This is a genomic window from Plantactinospora sp. WMMB334, from assembly GCF_049179095.1.
In the GTDB taxonomy this organism is placed as follows: domain Bacteria; phylum Actinomycetota; class Actinomycetes; order Mycobacteriales; family Micromonosporaceae; genus Plantactinospora.
Window position 1 is genome coordinate 3,266,337 of sequence record NZ_JBMHME010000002.1, and the last position, 19,483, is coordinate 3,285,819.

The following is a 19,483-nucleotide window of genomic DNA, read 5'->3' on the forward strand; positions in this document are numbered from 1 at the left end:
CGGAAGTCCGGAAAGGACAGTGCGATGCCACCACCCCCGCCGGCGGAACCACCCGCCCGGCAGGCCGTGTCGACTCGGCCGCCCCTGGCCCGGGAGACGGCGTCGGCGGAGCCGACCCCGGCCCGGGACGCGGCGCAGGTGCTGGCTCCCGCGCCGTGGAGCACTGCCGGCGGCGGGACCGGCGTCCGGGTCACCCGGGTACGCACCTTTCTCTCCGCCCCGCAGGGCTGTCCGTACGTCATCACCCGGGTCGAGACGGACCAACCCGGCCTCTACGGTCTCGGCTGCGCCAGCGATCCGCAGCGCACCCTCCCGATCCGGTCCGTCGTGGACGACTACCTGGGACCGATGCTGCTCGGCCGGGACCCGGCGGACATCGAGGACCTGCACCGGCTCCTGCTCAACAGCGGTTACTGGCGCGGCGGCTCGATCGCGAACAACGCCCTCGCCTCGATCGACGTCGCCCTCTGGGACATCAAGGGCAAGATGGCCGCCCTCCCCCTGCACCAGCTCCTCGGCGGCCGTGCCCGGGAGTACGCGGAGGCGTACACCCACGTCGACGGGGTGGACGTCGGGAAGGTGGCGGAGCTGGTCCTCTCCGCCCGGGAACGGGGCTACCGGCACGTGCGGGTACAGCTCGCGGTGCCCGGCACCGACACCTACGGCACCGCTCCGGCCGACGAGCGGCAGGCCGCGGACCGGCGGTCGCGCCGGGAGTCCTGGGACAGCCTCGGCTACCTGCGGCACGTGCCGCCGGCACTGGTCCGGGTCCGCGAACGGGTCGGCGCGGGCGTCGAACTGCTGCACGACGTGCACGAGCGACTGACCCCGGCCCAGGCCCGCAGCTTCCTCCGGGCGGTCGAGGAGGCCGGGCTGTACTTCCTGGAGGACCCGCTCGCGCCCGAGGACGCCGCGCACTTCCCCGGGCTGCGCACGGCCGGCAGCACCCCGCTCGCCGTGGGTGAACTCTACGCCGACGTCACCGCGTACCTGCCGCTGCTGGAGCAACGCGCCATCGACTATGCCCGGATCAGGATCCCCACGCTCGGGGGACTCACCCCGACCCGCAAGCTGGTGGCCGCGGCCGAGCTGTTCGGGGTGCGTATCGCACCGCACGGGCCGGGCGACGTGAGCCCGGTCGGGCAGGCGGCCAACGTCGCCCTGGACATCTCCTCGCCCGCCTTCGGGGTGCAGGAGGCCGCGACCTTCCGGGACGCGACCCTGGAGGTCTTCCCCGGCGCCCCGGTGCCGGTCGCCGGCCGGTTCCACCCGTCCGGAGCGCCCGGACTCGGCGTCGACTTCGACGAGGTGGCCGCCCGCCGGTATCCCGTCACCGCGCCGCTGGAGCACGACCGCTGGGCCCTGCTGCGCGCCACCGACGGCAGCGCACACCGCCCCTGATCCCGGCGGCGGCAGTCCGCCGACCGCCCCGGGAGGCGGGCACCCGGCCCGGCTTCCGCGGCAGAGGCCAGGTGAGCGGCCTCGGGTGGTGGGTGCCTGGGTGAGCAGCCTCGGGTGGTGGTGCCTGGGTGAGCAGCCTCGGATGGTGGCGCCTAGGTGAGCAGCAGCGACTGGGGCCGCGCCGAGAGGGTCTGGTCGAGGACGAGGCAGGCGGCGCCGACCGCGCCCACGTCGTCGCCGAGCGCCGTGCCGGTGACCGTGGTCTCGTGCATCTTCCCGACGAACGGCGACGACGCCACGATGGGGTTGATCACCGGCAGGAAGAGCCGGGCCAGATGCGGCCAGATCGGGCCGCCGAAGACGATCAGTTCCGAGTCGACCAGGGTGGCCGCCGCGCTGACCCCGAGGCCGACCCGCCGGGCCCAGCCGTCGACGATGCTCCGCGCGCCGGCGTGCCCGGCGTCGACGAGCGCCACCAGGTCGAGCAGGCGGCGTTCCGCCTCGCCGGGACCGACCGGTGCCTTCTCCAGACCCAGCACTCCCCGCTCGATCGCCTCGTCGACCAGGGCGTAGGTGGTGCAGTTGGCGTCCAGGCCGCCGATCTCGCCCGCGTTGCCGGAGACGCCGCGCAGCACGACATCGTTGACCACCACGCCCATCCCGGAACCGGTGCCGAGATAGAAGAAGAGAAAATTTCCGGAGTGGACGGCCGCACCTGCCCACCGCTCGGCGATGGCCGCGGCGATCACGTCCTTGTCCATCACCACCGGCCACCCGGTGGCCCGGGAGAGCTGGTCCCGCAGCGGCACCCGCTCCCAGCCCGCGAGTTGCGGCGGCTCGACCACCGCGCCGGCCACCGCGTCGATCGGCCCCGGCACGGCGACGCCCAGCCCGAGGATGCGCTCGCGGGCGATGCCCGACTCCCCGACCAGCCGTTCGACCGCCGTACTCATGTCGGCCAGCGTCCCGGCCTGGTCGACGACCTGCGGCGTCGGCAGCCGCATGCTGTGTACGATCCCGCCGACCAGGTCGAGCACCACGTAGGTCACCACAGCCGGATCGAGGTGTACGCCGATCGCGAAGCTCCCGCCCGGACTCACCTGCAGGACGGTGCGGGGCTTGCCGACCCGCCCCCCCTTCTTGCCCGCCTCGACCACGAGCCCCCGGTCGAGCAGCCGCCGGCAGATGTTGGAGACGGTCTGCGCCGAGAGACCTGTCGCGGCGGCGAGCTCGACCCGACTCAGCCCGTCGGGCGCCCGCCGGATCGCGTCGAGCACGACCGACTCGTTGAAGTCGCCCACCCGGGGAAGGTTGGTCCCCCGCCGAACAGTCGGTTGGTCGATCGTCACGCCCGTTCTCCCGGCTCGGATCTGGGGTGCATCGAGCGTAGCCGGACGTCGATCGTTCCCGGCGGCGCGCCCGGCCCGGCGGCCGGCCAGGTCAGTTTAAATCAAACTGATGGACTTATCAGTGATCATGACGCGGGGGTCAGGCCATCAGGCGGGTCAGGAAGTCGCCGATCCCCTGGGCGATCGCCATCAGCACCGCTCCGATCGTCTCCACCAGTTCGGCGGCACCATCCGGTCGAAACGCGACGAAGAAGATCAGGAATCCCACGAACAGCCAGGTCAAGACCTTCTTGGCAAGTACCGGCATCTCTCCTCCGCTGGGGGCGGTCCCCCGTCTCGTACGACCTCGGTGGTCGTCGGTGTCACGAGAACTGGCGCGCCTTCCGGCGATCGGGTGCTCGCATCCCCCTCCTGACCGACCCGCAAACGGTCCCGGCGCCGCGACCCGGCGCCACCGGCCGCCCCGATCCGACGTACTCGTCCGGATCAGGCCATGCGTCGATGCACGAGCACTTCAGGTGTTAGGTCCGGATAGTACCTCTATTATCCGTTCTAGTCCTGTAGCAGGTGAATGGAACGGATGGGCGATCCCGGGTGGAGGCAGGTTGACCGGCGAGGGTGGCCGGCCGGACGTCATGCGCGGACCGGAAAACGAGCGGGTGACCACCATCGAACTCTTCTTCGACGTGGTCTACGTGCTGGCCGTGACCCAGGTGACCGAGTTGCTGCTCCACGGGTTGCACCCGGTCGGCGTCGCCAGGGCCGCGCTGATCCTGCTCGCCGTCTGGTGGGCCTGGGTGGACACCGCCTGGATCACCAACTGGTTCGACCCCGACCAGCCGCGGGTCCGGGTGCTGCTGCTCGCCCTGATGGGCGTCAGCCTGGTGATGTCATCGGCGCTACCCCACGCGTACGGCGAACGGGGGCTCTGGTTCGCCGGTGCGTACGTGGCACTGGGGGTCGGCCGTTCGCTCTTCGTCGCCGCCGCCCTCGCCCGGCGCTCCGCGCTGCGCCGCAACTTCCAGCGCCTGCTGGTCTGGCGGACGGTCGCCGCCCCGCTCTGGCTGGCCGGTGGCTTCACCCACGGCTCCCTCCGGCTGGGCCTCTGGGCGGTGGCGGTAGCGATCGACAGCACCGCGGCGGCCTACGGCTTCTGGGTGCCGAGGTGGGGTCGGTCCACCCCGGCGGAGTGGTCGATCAGCGGCGCACACCTCGCCGAGCGGGCCCGGCTCTTCGTGATCATCGCGCTGGGCGAGTCCATCCTGGTCAGCGGCATGGACTTCGGCGAACTCCGCAACGATCCGGCCGCCCTCGGGGCGGTCGCCAGCGCCTTCCTGGGCAGCGTGGCGCTCTGGTGGATCTACTTCGACCGGAGCGCCGACGCGACCCGAGCGGTGATCATCGAGGCGGAGGAGCCGGGGCGGCTGGGCCGGTCGGCGTACACCTATCTGCACATCCCGATGGTTGCCGGGATCATCGTCACGGCGGTCGGGGACGACCTCACGCTGCACCACCCGACCGGCACGAGCGGTCCGGCCGTGGTCGGTAGCGTGCTGGGCGGCCCGGTGCTCTTCCTGATCGGGTTCCTGTCGTTCGAGCGAGCGGTCCTCGGCGTCCACTCCCGGACCCACCTCGGCGCCGTCGTCGTGCTGGTCGCGCTCGCTCCGCTGGGCCTGGTGCTGAGTCCACTACCCCTCTCCGGCCTCGCGACCATGGTGGTGGCGGTGGCGGCGGTCCGGAGCACGGTGCTCGCCGCCAGGCCCAGACACGGCTCCGAGTGACCGGGCGGGCCGGTCGGCGACGCGCCACTCCGCTTCCGAAGATGTCAAAGGTTGACCCTCGACGACCGACGGTGTCACACTCGACATCCACCATAGTCGATGCGCCACGCCGCTCGTCGGTGCACGCCCGCGTGGCATCCATGGCACCTCGACCGGTCCGCACACCGTGACACCCGGGCGGCCACCACCAAGCCCGTCCGGCCTTCCACCAGAGGGGCAAGGATGATCAGAAACTCCACCGACGGCGCCAGGGGCTTGAACCCGCGCGCCCGTACGCGGTTCGCGCTGGTCGTGGGCGCGGTCGGCATGCTCGCGGCGGCCGGGGCCGTCGTGCTGCCCACCACCGCCAGCGCGGCGAGCACGCTTGGCGCATCGGCCGCCGAGCGGGGCCGCTACTTCGGCACCGCCGTGGCGGCGAGCAGGCTCAACGACAGCGCGTACACCACGATCCTGAACCGCGAGTTCAACCAGGTGACGCCCGAGAACGAGATGAAGATCGACGCGACCGAGCCGCAGCGGGGCCAGTTCACCTACACCAACGCGGACCGGATCGTGCAGCACGCCCGCGGCCAGGGCATGCAGGTCCGCGGCCACACCCTCGCCTGGCACTCCCAGCAGCCCGGTTGGATGCAGGGCCTCTCCGGCAGCACGCTGCGGCAGGCGATGCTCAACCACGTCACCCAGGTCGCCACCCACTTCCGTGGCCAGGTCACCTGGTGGGACGTTGTCAACGAGGCGTACGCCGACGGCAGCAGCGGCGCCCGCCGCGACTCCAACCTGCAACGCACCGGCAACGACTGGATCGAGGCCGCCTTCCGGGCCGCCGAGGCCGCCGACCCGAACGCGCAGCTCTGCTACAACGACTACAACATCGACAACTGGAGCGCCGCCAAGACCCAGGCGGTCTACCGGATGGTCCAGGACTTCAAACAGCGCGGCGTGCCGATCGACTGCGTCGGCCTCCAGTCGCACTTCACCGGCGGCTCGAACTACCCGAGCAACTACCGCACCACGCTGAGCAGCTTCGCCGCCCTCGGCGTCGACGTGCACATCACCGAGCTGGACATCCGCAACGCGCCGTCCGACGCGTACCGCAACGTCGTCAACGACTGCCTCGCGGTCTCCCGTTGCAGGGGCATCACCGTGTGGGGCATCCGCGACTCCGACTCCTGGCGCTCCGGGGAGAGCCCGCTGCTCTTCACCGGCGGCGGCCAGAAGAAACCGGCGTACGACGCCGTACTCACCGCGCTCAACAGCGGCAACCCGACCACGCCACCCGGCAACCCGACCACACCGCCCGGCAACCCGACCACACCGCCCGGCAACCCGACCACGCCACCCGGCAACCCGACCACGCCGCCGGCCGGGGGGAGCTGCACCACGTCGGTGACCGCGGGCACGGTCTGGGGTGACCGGTACAACACCTCGGTGACGGTCAGCGGCGCCAGCAGCTGGACGGTGGTGGTCGCGATCACCCCACCGCAGCGGGTCTCCACGACCTGGAGCGGCAGCTTCAGCTGGGACAGCAGCGGCAACATCATGACCGTCCGTTCCAACGGCAGCAACACCTTCGGCTTCACCACGATGATGAACGGCAACTCCGGCGCACGACCACAGATCCGATCCTGCACCGCCGGATGACGCCGGCCCAAGGTGTTAGGAAGGGCCCCCGCTACAACAGAAAACGATAAGCGGGGGCCCTTCCTTGCGGGCATGGGCGGCCGGGGCGGCCGGCTCCGGGGTCAGGCCGACCTCCGGCGGACCAGGTGGGTGTCCAGGAAGATGGCGGGTGACGGGATCTCCTCGCCCCGGATCTGCGCGACGAGCAGCCGGGCCATCTCCCGGCCCATCGTGATCACCGGCTGGTGTACGGAGGTCAGCGGCGGATTGGCGTGCAGCGCCAGGGAGGAATCCTCGTAGCCGACCACCGCCACGTCCTCCGGGATGCGCCGGCCGGCCTCGTGCAGCGCCTGCAGCGCACCGAGGGCCATCAGGTCCGAGGCGGCGAAGACGCCGTCCAGGTCGGCGCGGCGCGCCAGCAGCCGGCGCATCGCCTCCAGGCCGCTGGTGGCGCTGAAGTCGCCGTACTCGATCAGATCCTCCCGGACGGGCCGGCCGTGCGCGGCGAGCGCGTCGTGGTAGCCGGCCAGCCGGGTGACCCCGGCGCCCATGTCCTGCGGCCCGGCGACAGTGCCGACCGCCCGCCGGCCGATCCCGATCAGGTATTCGGTCGCCTGCCGGGCGCCGCCGGTGTTGTCGACGTCGACGAAATACTCCGGCTGGGAGTCGGGGCCGAGCATCCGCGCCGGGCGCCCGCCGAGGACGGTCGGCAGTCCCCGCTCCTTCAGCAGCGCCGGCAGCGGGTCCGCGTCGTGCAGGGAGATCAGCATCACCCCGTCGACGTGCTGGTCGGTGAGCTGGTGCTCCATCTTCTCCCGGCCGCCCGGTGACTGGATCCAGGAGAGCCACAGTTGCAGTGGGGTGTCGGCCAGGCCGGCGCTGACCCCGCGGGCGATGCCGGCGAAGAACGGCTCGCCGAACGCCCGCTCGCCGGACTCGGAGATGACCAGCGCGACCGAGTCGGTCCGCTGGGTCACCAGGGCCCGGGCGGCGCGGTTCGGGACGTATCCCAACTCCCGGACGGCGGCCCACACGGCGGCCCGGACGGTCGGACTGACCTGGGAGGAGTTGTTGACGACCCGCGAGGCCGTGCCCCGCCCGACGCCGGCCCGCGCCGCGACCTCGCTCAGCGTGGGTCTTCCGGGGACGCGGCGCCGGGATCTCATCGTGTGCTCCCACGTGCGTTGATCAATAGTGGCTCCAGGGTAGGCGGCGGTCGAGCCGATCCCGGGCCGGCGCCGGTGTGCCGCGCCGAGGCGCCGCGCACCGACGTGTTACACATCGATGATGATATGGTTTCCGCCTCGCTTTCGGCCCCGGCCGTCCGGACCATCCTGCGGCCGGTTCGAGAGGAGCCCCGGTGACCCGGTTCGGTTGGTTTCTCGGCCTTGAGGAGTGGCAGCCCGAGCTGCTTGTGGCCCGGGCCCGCCGCGCCGAGGAGGCCGGCTTCGACGCGATCCTCGTCTCCGACCACCTCCAGCCCTGGGTGGACGACGCCGGTGCGGCCGGGCACGGCTGGGCCACGTGGGGCGCGGTCGCCTCGGCGACCCGGGTGGCCACGCTGGTCTCCGCGGTGGCCTGCCCGCTGTTCCGCCAGCATCCGGTACTTGTCGCACAGGCCGCCGCCACGCTCGACCGGCTCTCCGGCGGCCGCTTCGAGCTCGGGGTCGGCACCGGGGAGGGGATCAACGAGGCACCGCTGGGCCCGTTTCCCCCGTACGCCGAGCGGCTGGCCCGGATGACCGAGGCGCTGGAGCTGCTCCGGCCGCTGCTGGCCGGGGAGACGGTGCGGCGGCCGGCGGGGACGTTCTATCCCGTCTCGTCGATCCGGCTGCACAGTCCACCGTCCAGCAGGGTGCCGGTGCACCTGGCGGCAGCCGGTCCCCGCTCGGCGGCGACCGCCGGCCGCCTCGCCGACGGGGTGGTCAGCTCGGTCAAGGACCCCGAGCGGACCGGCCGGGAGGTGGTCGACGTGGCGCGGGCGGCGGCCGCGGCGGCGGGACGCCCACCCCCGAGGGTCGTGCTGACCAGTTTCGTCGTGCTGGCCGGCAGCGACGACGAGGCGATGCGGGCGCTGCGCCCGTGGCGTGGCCTGCGCACGCCCGGCCGGCTGGTCGCGTCGAGCCCGACCCGGCTGCGGCAGCGGGCCGACCGGCTCGGCCGGGACCGCATCCTGGCCCGCTATCGCCGGGTCGGCGAGCCCCGGGAACTTCTCGGCTTCTGCACGGCGCTGCTCGACCGGCTCCGCCCGGACGTCTTCGCCCTCCAGGTGGCCGCGTCGGACGGCAGCGCCGCCGTCGAACGCTTCGCCGGCCTGGTCGACCGGCTGCGTCAACGCCGCTGACCTGCGGGTCCACCTCGGCGGGACACGGTGGACGTACGTTCGCCACGCCTCACCCCGGGGCAGTTGTTCGAACACATGTACGATAGAATATCGAGGTGTACGACAGCCGAGACGCCGCCGGCGGGCGAGCCCGCCTCGCCGCCCACCAGCCCACCGACCGCCGCCTCGCGCTCGACCGGGCACACCGCATCGCGACGGACTATGCCGGCGGCTATCGCGAGGGTTTCGGCCGGGCCGCCGCCCTCGCCCAGCTCGCCGACCTGGGCGCTGACCCCGACCTGCTCGCCGAGGCCGCGGCCATGCACGCCGTCGCCGACAACTGGTTCGCGATCACCGCCGTCGACCTGCTCCTCGACGCCGGTGCCCCGGCAGAGCTCGTGGCGTCCTACGTGGACATCGAGGAAAGACGATCTTGAGTTCGGTTCCACGCCGGGCTACATTCACTGCACCCCTGACGCATCGCACGCGGACGCAACCGCACCGTCGCCGGTGATCTCCGTGCCGCCGTCGCCACGCCGTGCCGGACCGCCGCTCGCAGGCCCGACTGCCCGCGCCCCGACCGGGAGGACCCGTTGCAGAGCCGCCCCGACAACCACAGCGTCGACGACCGTGCGGAGGCCACCGGCGACTGTGCCGCGCCGCCTGGAAACCGTGCCGCGACCGCTGGAAACCGTGCCGCGACCACCGGAGGTGCGGCGAGACCGCCGGTGAGCCGCCGCCGGGCGCTGGCGCTCGGCCTGGGCGGCGCGGCCGTCCTCGCCACCGCCGCACCGGCCTGGGCAGTGGCCGACCAGCGCCCCGGAGCCCTCCGCCCGCCGGGCCTCACCCCGCACGACCGGCTGGTCGCCGGCCGGGTCTCGGCCCGGCGGGCGCTGGAGCAACTGCGGCATCTCTCCGGGCGGATCGGCCCCCGCATCGGCGGCACCGCCTCGGAGCGGGCCGCCGCGAGCTACCTGGCGGCCGAGCTGGACGACCTCGGCTACCGCACGAGCCTGCAACCGTTTCCCGTGGCCGACAAGTTCCTCGGCCGGCTCAGCTCCCGGCCCGGCCTGCCCGACGACCTGCACTGGCAGGTCGGGGCGTCTCCGCACGCGGCGCACGACACCAGGGTCACCGGCCGGGTGGTGGACGTCGGCGCCGGGGCGCCGGAAGACTATCCGGAGGACGCGGCCGGCAGCATCGTCCTCGTCGACCACGTCGCGGCGCAGCGCGAGCAGTTGGTCGCCACCGCCGTGGCCCGGCGGGCGGCGGCGGTGGTCCTCCTGCCGGCCGACCTCGCGGAACCCCGCCGGGCGCAGGCATTCTCCCCGACCCTGCCCGGCTCGGCCGGCTCCCCGGTGCCGATTCCGGTGGTCGGCGTCGCCCAGGCGCAGAAGCACCGGCTGCGACAGCTGCTCGGGCACCGCCCGCTGACCCTGACCGTCACCACCTCGGCGCACCAGGGGCTCACCTCGCACAACGTGCTCGCCGAACGCACACCTCGGCGAGGCGGGCAGCACGGTCCGGTGGTCATGGTGAGTGCGCACTACGACACGGTGATCGGCGCACCGGGCGCCAACGACGACGGCTCCGGCACCGTCCTCTGCCTGGAGCTGGCGCGGGTGCTGCACGGCCTGCCGGTCGAGGCGACCCTGCGGTTCGCGCTATGGGGCTCGGAGGAGCAGGGGCTGATCGGCTCCCGGTACCACGTCGCCCAGCTTCCACAGGACGAGCGGGACCGGATCGTCGCCGTCTACCAGAACGACATGGTGGCGACGAGCTGGGATCCGGCGACCCGATACTGGCTGCTCTCCTTCGACGGGCTCGCCAACCGGGCCACCGACGAGGTGACCGCCGCCGCGATCCGGCTCGGCTACCAGCCCCGGATCTCGCCGGTGACCCAGCGGGGCGCCAGCGACCACCAGTCGTTCCAGGAGGTCGGCATCCCCAGCGCCAATTTCTCCTGGCGGGGTGAGGAGTCGCCGGCGCTGCTGGAGCCGCCGTACCACAGCCCGGAGGACACCATCGAGAAGAACATCAGCCTTTCCCGGCTCCAGGTGTCGCTGGAGCTGATCGGCTCCGCCGCCTACGCCACCGCCCGGCGCCCCTGACCGGGCACGCGCCGGCCCACACGGGGCGGGATCGCCATCCGGCAACGGTTTAGGCTAGCCTAACCTCCAGTTTCTAGCGGAGGAGCCAGAACGTGCGGACCGGCAGTCCCACGGCACGCACGGTGCTGAGCGGTGCGATCACCGGCCAGCTCCGGCACGTGCTGGTCAGCGCGGGCCTCAGCGCCAGCCACCAGGCCGGCGAGGCGCTCGTACCGGTGGTGATCGGAGTGGTCATCGACCGGGCCGTCGGCCGGGGCGGCCTGACCGACCTGATCGGCTGGATCGGCGTACTGGGCGTGGTCTTCGCGGTGCTGTCGAGCAGCTTCCGGCTCAGCGCCCGGACCGGCGAACGCGCGGTCGAGCAGGCGGCGCACCAGCTCCGGCTCTCGCTGACCCGCCGGATCCTGGACCATCGGGGCGGGGCGGAGCAGGGCCGCCTCCCCGGAGACCTGGTCGCCACCGCCACCGGCGACGCCGACCGGGTCGGCGCGGTGAACCGGGCCCTCGCCACCGGGATCGGGGCGTTCACCGGGCTGCTCGTCGGCGGTGTCGCCCTGCTGGTGGTCTCGGTGCCGCTCGGGCTGCTGGTGCTGGTCGGCGCGCCGCTGCTGCTCTGGCTGGCCCACCTGCTCGGCCGGCCACTGGAGCGGCGCAGCCACGCCGAGCAGGAGCGGGCCGCGTACGCGTCGGGGGTGGCCGCGGACCTCGTCGCCGGCCTGCGCGTCCTCAAGGGTCTCGGCGCGGCACCGGCGGCGGCCGAGCGCTACCGGCGGACCAGCCGGGAGTCGCTGGCCGCCACGGTCCGGGCCGCCCGGGCCCAGGCCTGGTACGACGGCACCCTGGTCGTCGTCACCGGACTCTTCGTGGCCGGCGTTGGCCTGCTCGGCGGCCGCCTGGCGGCGCAGGGCGACCTCAGCGTCGGGCAACTTGTCGCGGCGGTCGGCCTGGCACTCTTTCTGCTCGGGCCGCTCTCCGTCTTCGGCTGGGTCAACGCCGAGATCGCCCAGGGCCGCGCCTCCGCCGCGCGGATCGCCTCGGTGCTCGGCGCACCGTCGGCCACACCGCGGGGCACCGGCTCCCCGGCCGGTCCGGTGCGGGGCCGCATCGACGTACGGGACGTCCGGCACGGCACGCTGCGCGGGGTGAGCCTGCACGTCGCACCGGGTGAGCTGGTCGGGATCGTGACGACCGATCCGGCCACCGCCGACGATCTGCTGCGCTGCCTGGCCCGCGACGCCGACCCGGAGACCGGCACCGTCGAGTTGGACGGCGTCGGGCTGGACACTCTGGACCCCGCCGGGCTGCGGGCCGCGATCCTGGTCGCGCCGCACGACGCCGACCTGTTCGAGGGCACCCTGCGGGAGAACGTCGGCGCGGCGGCCATCGCCGAGGCCGAGTTGCGCCCGGCGCTCGCCGCCGCCGACGTGCACGAGGTGGCCCGGGCCCTGCCGCAGGGGCTCGACACGCTGCTGACCGAACGCGGGCAGTCGCTCTCCGGCGGCCAGCGCCAGCGGGTGGCGCTGGCCCGGGCGCTCGCCGCCGACGCGGCGGTGCTGGTCCTGCACGACCCGACCACCGCCGTCGACGCGGCCACCGAGGCGCGGATCGCGGCCGGGCTCCGGGAGCTGCGGCAGGGCCGGACGACGCTGCTGGTGACCGCCAGCCCCGCGCTGCTCGCGGTCACCGACCGGGTGCTGCTGCTCGACGAGGGGACGGTCCGGGCCGAGGGCGTCCATCCGGAGCTGGTCCGGCACGACGCCGGCTACCGGGCGTCGGTGCTGCGGTGACCGCCGGGCGGCGGCGCGCCGGACAGGACACCGGAAGGTGGCGCGCTGGAAAGGACACCGGAAGGCGGCGCGCTGGAAAGGACACCGGAAGGCGGCGCGCTGGAAAGGACACCGGAAGGCGGGGCGCCGGAAAGGACACCGGAAGGCGGGGCGCCGGACAGGGCGGCGGAAGGCGGGGCGGCGGAAAGGACACCGGGAGGGGCGACGGCGCGATGCGAGGAGGTTCCCGATGAGCGAGCCCGCCGGGGCCGACCGGCCCGACCGGGAGCTGCTGCCGACCGCGACCGGGGCACAGGTCCGGGCCACCCTGGCCGAGCTGCTGCGCCCGCGACGGTGGTTGGGCCTGCGTGCCCTCGGCCTGCTCGTCGGCTCGACGGCGGTCGGGCTGCTCACCGCCCCGCTGCTCGGGCGCATCGTCGACCTGGTCGTCGAGGGACGCCCGCCCGCCGCGGTCACCCTCCCGGCGCTGCTGCTCGGACTCGTCGCGGTGGTGCAGGGAATCTCGCTGGCGCTCGGGTTGTCGCAGGTCGCGAGGCTCGGCGAGGGGATGCTGGCCGACCTGCGGGAACGCTTCGTCGACCGGGTGCTCGAGCTGCCGCTGGAGCAGGTCGAGCGGGCCGGCTCCGGTGACCTGACCTCGCGGGTGACCGGCGACGTCACGATGATCGCCGAGGCGGTCCGGACCGCGCTGCCGCAGCTCGCCCGCTCCGGGCTGACCATCGTGCTGACCCTGGTCGGGCTCGCCGTGCTCGACTGGCGGTTCCTGCTCGCCGCCCTGCTCGCGGTGCCGGTCCAGGTGCACACCGCCCGCTGGTACGCCCGCCGGGCCCAACCGCTCTACGCCAGCCAGCGGGTGGCGCACGGCGCCCAGCAGCAGCGACTGCTGGAGACGATCGGCGGTGCCCGGACCGTACGCGCCTTCCGGCTCACCGAACCGCACCTGGCCCGGGTCTCCGGCAGTTCCGTCGCCGCGGTCGACCTCACGCTGCGCGGCATCCGGCTGATGACCCGGTTCTTCGGCCGGCTCAACGTCGCCGAGTTCATCGGGTTGACCGCCGTGCTGGTGACCGGCTTCCTGCTGGTCCGCGCGGACGCGGTCTCCGTCGGTACGGCCTCCGCCGCCGCCCTCTACTTCCACAACCTCTTCGGCCCGCTCAACGCCGCACTCAGCCTGGTCGACGACGCGCAGTCGGCCGCCGCCAGCCTGGTCCGGCTGGTCGGCGTCACCCGGTTGCCGGCGCAGCGGCGGCCGGCGGGCCGGCCCGGGCCGGTGGACGGTGCCGTCGAGGCGAAGGAGCTGCGGTACGCGTACACGCCCGGGCACGACGTGCTGCACGAGGTGAGTTTCGGCGTCGCGCCGCACGAGCGGGTGGCCCTGGTCGGGGCGAGCGGCGCCGGCAAGACCACGCTGGCCCGGTTGATCGCCGGCATCCACCGGCCGAGCGGCGGCAGCATCCGGCTCGGCGGCGTGCCGATCGAGGAGCTCGGTGCGGCGGTCGCCGGAGGGACCGTGGCCCTGGTCAGCCAGGAGGTGCACGTCTTCGCCGGGCCGCTCGCCGAGGATCTGCGGCTGGCCCGGCCGGACGCCACCGACGAGGAGCTGCGGGCCGCGCTGGACACGGTGGGCGCGTCGGGCTGGGTGCGGGCGCTTCCCGACGATCTCGGCACGGTGGTGGGCGACGGCGGGCACCGGCTGACGGCGGCGCAGGCCCAGCAGCTCGCCCTGGCCCGGCTGGTCCTCGCCGCGCCGCCGGTGGCGATCCTGGACGAGGCGACCGCCGAGGCCGGCAGTGCGGGTGCGCGCTCCCTCGAGACGGCGGCCGGCCGGGCGCTGGACGGGCGTACCGGGCTGGTGGTGGCACACCGGCTGACCCAGGCGGCCGCCGCGGACCGGATCATCCTGCTGGACGGCGGACGGGTGTCGGAGGTCGGCACGCACGACCAGCTAGTCGCCGCCGGAGGCCGGTACGCGGCGCTCTGGTCGGCCTGGACGGGGACCCAGCTCCCGCCGCCGACCGGCCGCATCGATTGACGGCTCTGGGATCACCGGCAACAATCTGCTGTGTGTGATCGCTCACATCGGGCAACTCCGGTAGCGACGACCACCGGCGGCGCCGCTCGGCGCCGCGCCGCACCACCACGCCGGAGCCCCGGTACCGTCGATTGAAACGGTTCATCAGCTCTCCCGCAACGGTTCATCAGCTCTCCCCGCTCAGGAGGGAACAATGAACGGTCCGCCACCCGTCCCCCGGCTTCCCGGTCAGCCACCGGGCAGCCGGCCTTTCGGGCAGGGAGTCGCCGGCCGGCCTCCCGGCCCGGCGCTGAGCGGCCCTGCGCTGAGCCGCCGCGGCGTGCTGCTCGGCGCGCTCGCCAGTGCCGGCGCCGTGACCCTGCCCGGCTGCGCCACCCCGCTCGGCGCCGGCCTGCTGAACACGGAGTCGGCACCCGGCGCCATCGACTACTGGAACCTCTTCGGCGGCGGTGACGGCGTCCGGATGCAGCAGATCCAGGACGCCTTCCGCCGGGCGAACCCGGACACCCCGCTCAACGCCATCATCCTGGCCTGGGGCGACCCGTACTACACCAAGCTCTCGCTCGCCACCGTCGGCGAGCAGCCGCCGGACGTCGCGATCTCCCACCTCACCCGGATGAAGACCCTGGTCGACGCCGGCCTGCTCCAGGAACTGCACCCCGAGGACCTGGCCCGGCACGGCATGGCCCCGGAGAACTTCAACCAGCGGGCCTGGCAGGCGGGGCTGGTCGACGGCCGGGCGTACGCCGTCCCGCTGGACACCCACCCCTTCGTCCTCTTCTACAACACCGACATCTGCGGGCAGGCCGGCCTGCTCGACTCCGACGGCCAGCTCAAACCCATCGTCGGCGAGGCGGCGTTCGTCGACGCGCTGACCCGGGCCAAGCAGGTGACCGGCCAGTACGGCGCCACGCACGGCATCAACGCCGACCCGGCTTCGCCGTGGCGGCTCTTCCAGACCTTCTACTCCCAACTGGAGGGGGAGATCCTCGCCGACAACGGCACCCGGATCGTGCTCGACGACGCCAAGGCCGCCCGGGTGCTCGACCACCTCCGGGCCCTCACCGTCGAGCAGCGGCTCATGCCTGGCGGCGCCGACTACCCGGGTGCGATCGCGATGTTCGCCACCGGACAGGCCGGCTTCCACCTCAACGGCGAGTGGGAGATCACCACCTTCCAGACCGCCGGGATGTCCTTCGGGATGACGCTGGTGCCGAACGTCTTCGGCGGGCCGCACGCCGTGCAGGCCGACTCGCACACCCTGGTCCTGCCGGTCCACCCCGACCGGAGCCGGGCCAGGCTGGACCGGTCGCTGTACTTCGTCCGCTCGGTGCTCGACCAGAGTCTCACCTGGGCGGAGGGTGGGCACGTCCCGACCTGGCTGCCCTTCGCGACCAGTGACGCGTACCGGCGGCTGCATCCGCAGTCGAACTACGCCGCCGCCGCGGACACCGCGGTCTACGACCCACCGGCCTGGTACTCCGGCTCCGGTTCCACCTTCGAGACCGTGATCGGCTCCGCCGTCGGTGCCGTGGAGGGCGGCGAACTCACCGTCCCGGCCGCGATCGCGCAGATCCGGTCTCAGTTGACCGTCCTCGCCCAGACCCCGTCGCCGGTCTGACCCGACCTCAGCAGAGGAGGTTGGCAGTGGCCACCACCACCGAGGCCCCCGACCAGATCCGTACCGAATCCCCGCCGCCGTCCGGCGGCGCCGACCGCCGGGCGCGGCACGGCCGGCCCGCGCTGCTCTTCCTGGCCCCGTTCCTCGCGCTCTACCTGCTCTTCATCATCGGACCCGCGCTGTACGGGCTGGTGATGAGCTTCTTCCAGACCAGTCTGGTCCGTCCCGGGCTCGGCACCTTCGCCGGCCTGGACAACTACGCCGAGGCACTGGGCAGCTCCGACTTCTGGTGGGCGCTCTGGCACACCGTCTGGTTCACCATCCTGACCACCCCGCCGCTGGTGGTGCTGGCGCTGCTCTTCGCGCTGCTGGCCGAGCGGGTCCGCCGGGGTCGCTGGTTCTTCCGGCTGGCCTTCTTCCTGCCGTACGTGCTGCCCTCCGCAGTGGTGGCGCTGATCTGGATGTGGATCTACACCCCGGAGCTCGGCCTGCTCAGCCGGACCTTCGAGACGATGGGGCTCACCGCCCCCAACTGGCTCGGCGACCCGAGGTGGGCGATGGTGTCGCTGGCGCTCACGACGGTCTGGTGGACGCTCGGCTTCAACTTCGTGCTCTACCTCGCCGGGCTCCAGGACATCCCCCGGGACCTCTACGACGCCTCCGCCATCGACGGCGCCGGCCCCTGGCAGCAGATCCGCCGGATCACCCTGCCGTTGCTGGCCCGCACCACCACGCTGGTGGTGGTGCTCCAGGTCATCGCCTCGCTGAAGGTCTTCGACCAGATGTACATCATGACCAGCGGCGGCCCGAACTTCAGCACCCGCTCGGCACTCCAGTACGTCTACGACGTCGGCTTCACCAACTACCGCGTCGGCTACGCCTCGGCGGCGTCCACGCTCTTCTTCGTGCTGGTGCTCGCCGTCTCCACGGTGTGGCTGGTCATGACCCGACGCCAGGAAAAGGAGGTGTGAGGCGATGGCCCTCCGCGAATCGACCGACCGCACCGACCGGGACCGCCGCCGCGCCGGGACCGGAAGCCCCGCGCTGGCCGCCTCGGTGGACCGCCGGGTACGGCTCTTCAACCGCTGCTGCGTCGGGGTCCTGATCGCCTTCTCGCTGCTCTGGCTGGTGCCGCTGGCCTGGGCGCTGGACACCTCGCTCAAGCCGAACGCGGAGACCACCGATCCGACCTGGCTGATCGAGAACCCGACGCTCGCCTCCTACCGGACCGTGCTGGCGCAGAGCGACATCCTCAACTGGTACGTCGCCAGCTTCGTCACCTCGACGCTGGCCACCGTCGGCACGGTGCTCACCGCGAGCATGGCCGCGTACGCCCTCTCCCGGCTGCGGTTCCGCTGGCGCTGGCTGGTCTTCTGGTTCATCCTCTGCGGCATCATGATCCCGAACCAGGTGCTGATGGTGCCGCAGTTCCGGGAGTTCGACAGCGTGCACCTGCTGAACACCTGGTGGGCGGTGTTCCTGCCACAGGTCCCGACCGCGATCGCCGTCTTCGTCTTCAAGCAGTTCTTCGACGGGATCCCCCGGGACCTCGACGAGGCCGCCCGGATGGACGGCGCGGGCTTCTTCCGGACGTACCGTCAGGTGGTGATGCCGCTCTCCCGGCCGGCGGTCTCGGCCGTGGCGATCTTCAGCTTCGTCTGGTGCTGGAACAACCTGCTCTGGCCGCTGCTCGCCGTCACCGATCCGGAGCTGATGACCATCCCGGTCGGGCTCGCCGCCATCCAGGGCACCTACGGTATCCGTTACGCCGACACGATGGCCTCGGCGATCCTCGGCGCGCTGCCGCTGGTCCTGGTCTTCCTGCTCTTCCAGCGACGGATCGTGGAGGGCATCGCCGGCACCGGACTCAAAGGCTGACACCGCACCAGATATCTACCGTTGGAGGTTCCGTGCATCACGCCGCGCTCACCATCGACCCCGCGTTCCGGATCGGCGAGGTCGACCCGAGGCTCTACAGCTCGTTCGTGGAGCACCTCGGGCGCTGCGTCTACACCGGGATATACGAACCGGGACATCCGAGCGCCGACGAGCACGGGTTCCGCCGGGACGTGGCGGAGCTGGTCCGCCGGCTCGGCGTACCCGTGCTGCGCTATCCCGGCGGCAACTTCGTCTCCGGCTACAACTGGGAGGACGGGATCGGGCCGCGCGCGGAACGGCCCCGCCGGCTCGACCTGGCCTGGCGGTCGATCGAGAGCAACGAGGTGGGCGTCGACGAGTTCGTCGGCTGGTGCCGCCGGGTCGGCAGCGAACCCATGATGGCGGTCAACCTCGGCACCCGGGGCGTGGACGCCGCCCGCAGCCTGCTCGAATACACCAACCACCCGTCCGGGACGTACTGGTCCGACCTGCGCCGCAAGCACGGCAGCCCGGACCCGTACGGGATCAAGCTCTGGTGTCTCGGCAACGAGATGGACGGCCCGTGGCAGACCGGCTTCACGACCGCCCGGGAGTACGGCCGGCTCGCCGCGCAGACCGCGCAGGCGATGCGCCAGGTGGACCCGTCGATCGAGCTCGTCGCCTGCGGCAGCTCGGGCAGCGGGATGCCGACCTTCGGCACCTGGGAGGCGACGATGCTGGCCGAGACCTACGACCTGGTCGACTACGTCTCGCTGCACAGCTACTACCAGGAGCACGACGGCGACCGGGACAGCTTCCTGGCCAGCGCGGTCGACCTGGACCGGTTCATCGAGTCGGTGGTGGCGACCTGCGACCATGTCCGGGCGGCCGGCAAGCACCGCAAGCGGATCAACCTCTCGGTGGACGAGTGGAACGTCTGGTACCAGAGCCGGTTCGTCGGGCAGGAGCGGCTCGACTGGGCCGAGGCGCCCCGGCTGATCGAGGACACCTACTCGGTGGTCGACGCCGTCGTCGTCGGCGACCTGCTGATCTCGCTGCTCCGGCACGCCGACCGGGTCAAGGTCGGCTGTCTGGCGCAGCTCGTCAACGTGATCGCCCCGATCCGCAGCGAGCCGGGCGGGCCGGCCTGGGTGCAGCCGACGTACCACCCGTTCGCGCTGACCTCCCGGCACGGTCGCGGCACGGTGCTGCGGGTCGAGCCGACCGGCCCGGTCCAGGAGACCGCCCGGCACGGTGAGGTGCCGACGCTCACCGCGACCGCCGTCCGGGACGACGAGTCCGGTGCGGTCACCCTCTTCGCGGTCAACCGGGACCAGCGGGAGCCGCTCGCCCTCGACGTCGATCTGCGGGCCTGCGGCGACCTGGTCGGCGGCGAGGTCACCGGTGAGCACGTCGTGCTGCACGACGACGCCGACCCGGAGGCGACGAACAGTGCGGAGGCACCCGAGCGGGTGACCCCGAGCCGGCTCGGCGGCGTCACGGTCGACGGCGGACGGGCCAGCCTGGTCCTGCCGCCCCTCTCCTGGAACATGATCCGGCTGACGACCGGATAACCGGAATCCCTCCGCCCCCTCGCACCG

General features: G+C 72.8%; 15 protein-coding genes. 12 read left to right on the forward strand and 3 right to left on the reverse strand.

The window, feature by feature from the left end:
• Positions 1–24 precede the first annotated feature (24 nt).
• Positions 25–1,401 (forward strand): enolase C-terminal domain-like protein, encoded by a 1,377-nt coding sequence (locus tag ACN27G_RS14050; protein ID WP_421493260.1) that lies wholly within the window; start codon positions 25–27, stop codon positions 1,399–1,401.
• A gap of 152 nt (positions 1,402–1,553) precedes the next feature.
• Here the strand turns inward: ACN27G_RS14050 and ACN27G_RS14055 are convergent, their stop codons facing one another.
• Both ACN27G_RS14055 and ACN27G_RS14060 read right to left on the reverse strand, forming a co-directional pair.
• Entirely contained in the window at positions 1,554–2,750 is a 1,197-nt protein-coding gene (locus tag ACN27G_RS14055) for an ROK family transcriptional regulator (protein WP_421493261.1), read from the reverse strand.
• 139 nt (positions 2,751–2,889) lie between these two features.
• The gene (locus tag ACN27G_RS14060) at positions 2,890–3,057 is read right to left on the reverse strand and encodes a hypothetical protein (protein WP_318393919.1); all 168 of its coding nucleotides are present in this window, start codon (positions 3,055–3,057) and stop codon (positions 2,890–2,892) included.
• Positions 3,058–3,355: 298 nt separating this feature from the next.
• On the opposite strand from ACN27G_RS14060, the gene ACN27G_RS14065 reads away from it, so the two are divergent.
• The gene (locus ACN27G_RS14065) at positions 3,356–4,531 is read left to right on the forward strand and encodes a low temperature requirement protein A (RefSeq protein ID WP_421493262.1); all 1,176 of its coding nucleotides are present in this window, start codon (positions 3,356–3,358) and stop codon (positions 4,529–4,531) included.
• Positions 4,532–4,753: 222 nt separating this feature from the next.
• On the forward strand, positions 4,754–6,172 hold the full coding sequence (locus ACN27G_RS14070) for an endo-1,4-beta-xylanase (protein WP_421493263.1): 1,419 nt from the start codon (positions 4,754–4,756) through the stop codon (positions 6,170–6,172).
• Positions 6,173–6,273: 101 nt separating this feature from the next.
• On the opposite strand, the gene ACN27G_RS14075 is transcribed toward ACN27G_RS14070, so the two are convergent.
• Positions 6,274–7,317 carry a LacI family DNA-binding transcriptional regulator gene (locus ACN27G_RS14075; RefSeq protein WP_421493264.1) on the reverse strand — a complete coding sequence of 348 codons (1,044 nt, stop codon included), beginning with the start codon at positions 7,315–7,317 and terminating at the stop codon, positions 6,274–6,276.
• A gap of 194 nt (positions 7,318–7,511) precedes the next feature.
• On the opposite strand from ACN27G_RS14075, the gene ACN27G_RS14080 reads away from it, so the two are divergent.
• From ACN27G_RS14080 to ACN27G_RS14120, 9 genes are all read left to right on the forward strand, one after another.
• Positions 7,512–8,495 (forward strand): LLM class flavin-dependent oxidoreductase, encoded by a 984-nt coding sequence (locus ACN27G_RS14080; protein WP_421493265.1) that lies wholly within the window; start codon positions 7,512–7,514, stop codon positions 8,493–8,495.
• A 95-nt stretch (positions 8,496–8,590) separates the two neighbouring features.
• A complete protein-coding gene (locus tag ACN27G_RS14085; protein WP_421493266.1) occupies positions 8,591–8,911 on the forward strand; it encodes a hypothetical protein in 321 nt (106 codons plus the stop codon).
• A gap of 291 nt (positions 8,912–9,202) precedes the next feature.
• Positions 9,203–10,585, forward strand: coding sequence for a M28 family peptidase (locus ACN27G_RS14090; RefSeq protein WP_421493267.1), 1,383 nt, complete (start codon positions 9,203–9,205; stop codon positions 10,583–10,585).
• A gap of 92 nt (positions 10,586–10,677) precedes the next feature.
• Positions 10,678–12,372, forward strand: coding sequence for an ABC transporter ATP-binding protein (locus ACN27G_RS14095; protein ID WP_421493268.1), 1,695 nt, complete (start codon positions 10,678–10,680; stop codon positions 12,370–12,372).
• 229 nt (positions 12,373–12,601) lie between these two features.
• Positions 12,602–14,404, forward strand: a complete 1,803-nt coding sequence (locus tag ACN27G_RS14100) for an ABC transporter ATP-binding protein (RefSeq protein ID WP_421493269.1) — start codon at positions 12,602–12,604, stop codon at positions 14,402–14,404.
• A 193-nt stretch (positions 14,405–14,597) separates the two neighbouring features.
• Positions 14,598–16,025: an extracellular solute-binding protein gene (locus tag ACN27G_RS14105; protein ID WP_421493270.1), complete on the forward strand. Its 1,428-nt coding sequence runs from the start codon at positions 14,598–14,600 to the stop codon at positions 16,023–16,025.
• A gap of 26 nt (positions 16,026–16,051) precedes the next feature.
• On the forward strand, positions 16,052–16,996 hold the full coding sequence (locus tag ACN27G_RS14110) for a carbohydrate ABC transporter permease (RefSeq protein ID WP_421493271.1): 945 nt from the start codon (positions 16,052–16,054) through the stop codon (positions 16,994–16,996).
• Between the two features lie 4 nt (positions 16,997–17,000).
• Positions 17,001–17,903 (forward strand): carbohydrate ABC transporter permease, encoded by a 903-nt coding sequence (locus ACN27G_RS14115; protein WP_421493272.1) that lies wholly within the window; start codon positions 17,001–17,003, stop codon positions 17,901–17,903.
• Positions 17,904–17,935: 32 nt separating this feature from the next.
• Positions 17,936–19,456 (forward strand): alpha-N-arabinofuranosidase, encoded by a 1,521-nt coding sequence (locus tag ACN27G_RS14120; RefSeq protein ID WP_421493273.1) that lies wholly within the window; start codon positions 17,936–17,938, stop codon positions 19,454–19,456.
• Positions 19,457–19,483 lie beyond the last annotated feature (27 nt).